5 protein-coding genes and 1 pseudogene are annotated in these 5,351 nt (G+C 64.5%); 5 read left to right on the top strand and 1 reads right to left on the bottom strand.

What is annotated here, in order from left to right; genetic code table 11:
* From VKM35_RS07710 to VKM35_RS07730, 5 genes are all read left to right on the top strand, one after another.
* Nucleotides 1–436 (top strand): hypothetical protein (locus VKM35_RS07710; RefSeq protein ID WP_324320061.1); only part of this gene is annotated, 436 nt, incomplete at its 5' end.
* Nucleotides 437–506: 70 nt separating this feature from the next.
* The gene (purD, locus tag VKM35_RS07715) at nt 507–1,793 is read left to right on the top strand and encodes a phosphoribosylamine--glycine ligase (protein ID WP_324320063.1); all 1,287 of its coding nucleotides are present in this window, start codon (nt 507–509) and stop codon (nt 1,791–1,793) included.
* Nucleotides 1,794–1,932: 139 nt separating this feature from the next.
* Nucleotides 1,933–3,819, top strand: a complete 1,887-nt coding sequence (locus VKM35_RS07720) for an MFS transporter (protein WP_324320065.1) — start codon at nt 1,933–1,935, stop codon at nt 3,817–3,819.
* Between the two features lie 88 nt (nt 3,820–3,907).
* Nucleotides 3,908–4,261: a CD225/dispanin family protein gene (locus VKM35_RS07725; protein ID WP_324320067.1), complete on the top strand. Its 354-nt coding sequence runs from the start codon at nt 3,908–3,910 to the stop codon at nt 4,259–4,261.
* Nucleotides 4,262–4,275: 14 nt separating this feature from the next.
* Nucleotides 4,276–4,695 carry a DUF2752 domain-containing protein gene (locus VKM35_RS07730; protein ID WP_324320069.1) on the top strand — a complete coding sequence of 140 codons (420 nt, stop codon included), beginning with the start codon at nt 4,276–4,278 and terminating at the stop codon, nt 4,693–4,695.
* 116 nt (nt 4,696–4,811) lie between these two features.
* Here VKM35_RS07730 and VKM35_RS07735 read toward each other — a convergent pair.
* Nucleotides 4,812–5,351, bottom strand: a pseudogene (locus VKM35_RS07735) (hypothetical protein); the annotation flags it as partial.

Consider the following 5,351-nt stretch of genomic DNA (forward strand, 5'->3'; position numbering starts at 1 on the left):
GGCGCTGCCGGCGATTCTTGTCGTGATCGTGGTCGTGGTGCTGACCCTGTTCGTCGTCAGCCGGAAGGATCCGGCCACCGCCGCCGTCGACAACGCGCTGGCGGAAACCGCAGCGGACATGCAGAAGGCGCTGCCGCAGCCATTCGCTCCGGGACTGGTTCTTGAGAAGGTCGCGGTCGAGCGTCGCGTGCTGGTTTTCACCATCCGCAGCACCAAAGTGCATGCGCAGCAGGCGCGCGAGAACCTTGCCGCGCTGGGCCGCATTCGCGAACTGGAACAGAACGAAATGAATTCGCTCTGCGACAACCCGCGGATGAAGACGATCTTTGCCAACGGTGCCGGCGCGGCGCGGCGCTTCATCGATACCGACGGCAAGGTATTTTTTGAAGTTTCCCTCAGCGCCGAAACCTGTCGCACACACCCGCCTTCGCCATAGTGCGTGCTCCGTGCACGACCTTCTCAGCGCAATGACCCGCCCGCCTTTCCGCCCGAACACGGACAACAAGATGAAACTCCTGATCATCGGTGCCGGCGGCCGCGAACACGCCCTCGCCTGGAAGCTCGCGCAATCGCCGCGGGTCAGCGAAATCCTGGTCGCGCCGGGCAACGCGGGCACCGCGCGCGAAGGAAAATGCCGCAACGTCGCGATCGCCGCGACCGATATCGAAAATCTGCTCAAACTCGCGCTCGCCGAAGACATCGCGATTACCGTGGTTGGTCCGGAAGCGCCGCTGGTGCTCGGCGTTGTTGACCTGTTTCGCGCCGCCGGGCAACGCATCTTCGGGCCGACGCGTTACGCCGCGCAGCTTGAAGGCAGCAAGGCCTTCGCCAAAGATTTTCTCGCCCGCCACCGCATCCCCACCGGCTACTACGCCGTGTTCGAGGACATGGAACTGGCGCTCGATCACGTCCGCGATGTTGGCGCACCGATCGTGATCAAAGCCGATGGCCTCGCAGCCGGCAAGGGCGTGGTCGTGGCGATGACGCTGACCGAGGCCGAGGACGCGATCACCGACATGCTCGGCGACAACGTGTTCGGCAGCGCCGGCTCGCGCGTGGTGATCGAGGAATTTCTCGACGGCGAGGAGGCGAGCTTCATCTCGATGGTCGATGGCACCACCGCCCTGCCGATGGCGACCAGCCAGGATCACAAACGCGTGTTCGACGGCGATGTCGGGCCGAACACCGGCGGCATGGGCGCGTATTCGCCGGCGCCGGTGGTGACGCCGGAAGTGCATGCGCGGGTGATGCGCGAGATCGTCAACCCGACCGTGCAAGGCATGATCGCCGACGGCCATCCGTTCACCGGTTTTCTCTACGCCGGCCTGATGATCGACAAACAGGGCGCGGCGAAAGTGATCGAGTTCAACGTGCGTTTCGGTGACCCGGAAACGCAGCCGGTGATGCTGCGGCTCAATTCCGATCTTCTCGATCTGGTCGAGGCAGCGCTGGCGGAGCGCTTGCATGAGACCAGCGCCGACTGGGATGCGCGGCCGTCGCTGGGCGTGGTGATGGCGGCGGAAAATTATCCGGGCACGCCGCGCAGCGGCGATGCGATCCATGGCCTCGATGCCGAGATGCCCGAGCACAGCAAGATTTTCCATGCCGGCACGACGCTGGTCGGCGATGAAGTGGTCACCTCCGGTGGCCGCGTGCTCTGCGCCTGTGCGCTTGGCGACAGCGTGATCGATGCGCAGCACCGCGCGTACGCCGCGGCAGCGCAGGTGCACTGGCAGGGCGAGTTCCATCGCAAGGACATCGGCTGGCGTGCGATCGCTCGCGAACGCGGCTGAGCGCGCTCGTGTAGGAGCCAGCTTGCTGGCGACAACGCCAGGTCGCCAGCAAGCTGGCTCCTATATGGAATTTTAAGTCGCCAGCAAGCTGGCTCCTACGGGGAATTTTGTTAGGCTTCCGCCATCACAGGGGAGCCCCATGGCCCATAACCAGTTTTCGTTGTTAGGCAAGCGCCGCTTCCTGCCGTTTTTCCTCACGCAATCGCTGGGCGCGTTCAACGACAACGTCTTCCGCAACGCCACCTTGGTGTTGATCGCCTACCAGATGGGATTGAGCGAGAGCGCGAAATCCCTGTACACCAATCTCGCGCCGGCGCTGTTCATCCTGCCGTTCTTCTTCTTTTCCGCGACCGCCGGTCAGCTCGCGGAAAAATACGAGAAGACGCGCATCATCCGTGCGGTGAAAATCTTCGAGATCGTCGCGATGGCGATCGCCGCCATCGGTTTCTATTCGCATCACACGGCGCTGCTGCTGGTGGTGCTGTTCCTGATGGGCCTGCACTCGACGGTATTCGGTCCGATCAAGTATTCGATCCTGCCGCAGACCCTGCACCCGGAAGAACTCACCGGCGGCAACGGCCTGGTCGAGACCGGCACGGCGATGGCGATCCTGATCGGCATGATGCTAGGCGGCGGCTTGATGGGCGTGCCGGGACGCGGGCCGATGCTGGCTTCGCTTGCGGTGCTGGGCATCGCACTGGTCGGTTATTTCGCCTCACGGGCCATTCCGCCGGCGCCGCCGACCTCTCCCGACCTGAAGATCAACTGGAATCCGCTCACCGAAAGCTGGCGCACTTTCAGGCTGTGCATGAAACAGCGCGCGGTGTTCAATTCCGTGCTGGGCATTTCCTGGTTCTGGTTTTTCGGCACGGCGCTGACCGCGCAACTGCCCAGCTACGCGGAAGTGAACCTGGGTGGCGGCAGCGCGCTGTACCTGCTCGCGCTTGGCGTGTTTTCGATCGGCACCGGCATCGGTTCGCTGCTGTGCGAAAAACTTTCCGGGCGCACGATCGAGATCGGCCTGGTGCCGCTGGGCGCGTTCGGCATCAGCGCTTTCTGCATCGACCTGTACTTCGCGCGCACTGGCCAAGCAGCGCTGCATGGTCTGGATCTTGCCGGCTTCCTGCATGCCACTGGCAGCACGCGGATCCTGTTCGATCTGGCGATGATCGGCGTGTTCGGCGGCTTCTTCCTGGTGCCTCTGTTCGCCCTGGTGCAGAGCCGAACGCCGCGGACGGAACTGTCTCGCGTGATCGCTGGCAACAACATTCTCAACGCGGCCTTCATCGTGTCGGCGGCGGTGTTCGGCATCGTCGCGCAACAGGTGCTGCATTGGAGCATCCCGCAGTTCTATCTGGCGATCGCGGTGCTGAACGCGGTCGTGGCGATCTACATCTTCAGCCTGGTGCCGGAATTCCTGATGCGGTTCCTGGCCTGGGTCTACGTCAAGCTGTTGTACAAGGTGCGCGTCGATGGCGTCGAGGACAACGTGCCCGACGAAGGTGCCGCGCTGCTGGTATGCAACCACGTCAGCTATATGGATGCGCTGATCCTGAGCAGCGCGGTGCCGCGGCCGATCCGCTTCGTGATGTATTACAAGATCTTCCAGACGCCGGGCGCGGGCTGGATCTTCAAGGCCGCGCGCGCGATTCCGATCGCCGGCGCGCGCGAAGATCCGGCGCTGATGGAAAAAGCGTTCGACGACGTCGACGCCGCGCTTGCCGAGGGCGAACTGGTCTGCATTTTCCCGGAAGGCGCGCTGACCACGGACGGCGAGATCGCCGCGTTCAAGAGCGGCGTTGAACGCATCCTGGCGCGGCGCACGGTGCCGGTGGTGCCGATGGCGCTCAAGGGCATGTGGTCGAGCATGTGGAGCAAGCGCGATTCGCGCCTGCGTCGCCTGCGCCTGCCGCGGCGCTTCCGTGCGGCGCTGGAAGTAGTTGCCAGCGAACCGCAGGACGGTGCGCAGGCAACGGCGCAATCACTGGAAACCGCCGTGCGCGCGCTGCGCGGCGACGCTGCCTGAAGTCCGACCCGCCGCTGCCGCCACTTTGCTAGGATGCCGCGGAATCACTGCCGCCAAATCGATCCATCCACTGCGAGGAAGAAGAGCCATGAGCGTTCCGCCCCCAATGAACATGCCGCCGCCTCCCATGGAAGCACCGGCAATCCCCAACTACCTCGCCTGGTCGATCGTCGCGGCCGTGCTGTCGCTGTGCCTGTGCTGCGTCATCGGCACCATTCCGGGCATCGTCGCCATCGTGTTTTCCACGCAGGTCAACAGCAAACTCGCCGCCGGTGATTTCGACGGCGCGCGCAAGGCCTCGGACAACGCGAAGATCTGGTGCTGGGTGACCACCGGCCTATGCATCCTCGGCCTGTTGTGGACCGCCTTCTCGATTCTTCACGGCGGCGGTGCGCAATACGCGGAACTGCTGCGCCAGATCGAGCAGGCCAAGCAGCATTGATCGCTGCCGCGCCGATGTCGGGCGCGATGAAGGCGGGCGTTGCGATACTGATCGCAGCGTTCGTCGGTTTCGGCGTCTTGATGCTGCGCACGTTTGATCCCAACGTCGCCGGCAGTCCGTTTCCGCCCTGCATGTTCCATGCTCTGACCGGCCTCTATTGCCCGGGCTGCGGACTGACACGAGCACTGCATGCGCTGGTGCATTTTGACCTGGGTCGCGCGCTGGCGATGAATGCGCTGTTCGTGGTGTCGGCGCCGATACTTTTGCTGTTGAGCCTGCGCAGCAACGGCTGGTTACCGCGCTGGACCGAAGCAGGATTACTGCCGCTGACGCGACCGCTGTTCTGGCTGGTGCTGGTGGTGAGTTTCGGCGTGCTGCGCAACCTGCCCTGGGCACCGTTCTCGTGGCTGGCGCCGGGCGGCTGGCCGGGGTGAAGCGCGCCCTGTAGGAGCGGCGCAAGCCGCGATTTCTTCAAATCGCGTCGCAGGCGGGAGAAATCGCGGCTTGCGCCGCTCCTACGGATGCGATTCGGGCAATCGCGACAGCGCGATTATTTAACGAAGCCGGCGATCACGAATACCGCGATCAGGGCCAGCCACAGCAGCAGCACGCGCCAGACCAGGCTCATCGCATCGCGCAGTTCCAGCAACGCCGGCGCCTGCGCGGGGCCGTCGATGGCGTAGGCGTCTTCCTCGATCAGTTCGCACACCACGCTGGCGCGCGCAGCGGCGCCGAGAAAGCCGATGTCCAGGCGGATGCCGCCGTTGGCATGCCAGTCGCGCCAAGCGGCGAGCACGCTGTCGAAATTCGCGGCCAGCGCCAGGCCGAAAGTCATCAGTTGCGCGACCGGCCAATCGAGCACGGCGATGAACACGCGGGCGGCGCTGCTCTGCGCCGGCGGCAGCGTCCGCTGCGCTTCGCCCTGTGCACTGAGCGAAACGAGGCGATAGAGAATGGCGCCGGCCGCACCCAGCAACAGAAACCAGAACAGCACGCCGAACCAGCGCCAGAGCGCGCAGCGGAACACGGCTTCGACCAGGGCTGGGCCTTCGATCACCGGCTCGCCGCCTTCGGGAAACAGCGCGGTCGC

Origin of the sequence: Arenimonas sp. (genome assembly GCF_035312645.1) — a bacterium.
In the GTDB taxonomy this organism is placed as follows: Bacteria; Pseudomonadota; Gammaproteobacteria; order Xanthomonadales; family Xanthomonadaceae; genus Arenimonas.

Bases quoted from the DNA above. Each gene is read 5' to 3' on its own strand.
- purD (WP_324320063.1), top strand. From the start codon at position 507: ATGAAACTCCTGATCATCGGTGCCGGCGGCCGCGAACACGCCCTCGCC.
- VKM35_RS07720 (WP_324320065.1), top strand. From the start codon at position 1,933: ATGGCCCATAACCAGTTTTCGTTGTTAGGCAAGCGCCGCTTCCTGCCG.
- VKM35_RS07725 (WP_324320067.1), top strand. From the start codon at position 3,908: ATGAGCGTTCCGCCCCCAATGAACATGCCGCCGCCTCCCATGGAAGCA.
- VKM35_RS07730 (WP_324320069.1), top strand. From the start codon at position 4,276: ATGTCGGGCGCGATGAAGGCGGGCGTTGCGATACTGATCGCAGCGTTC.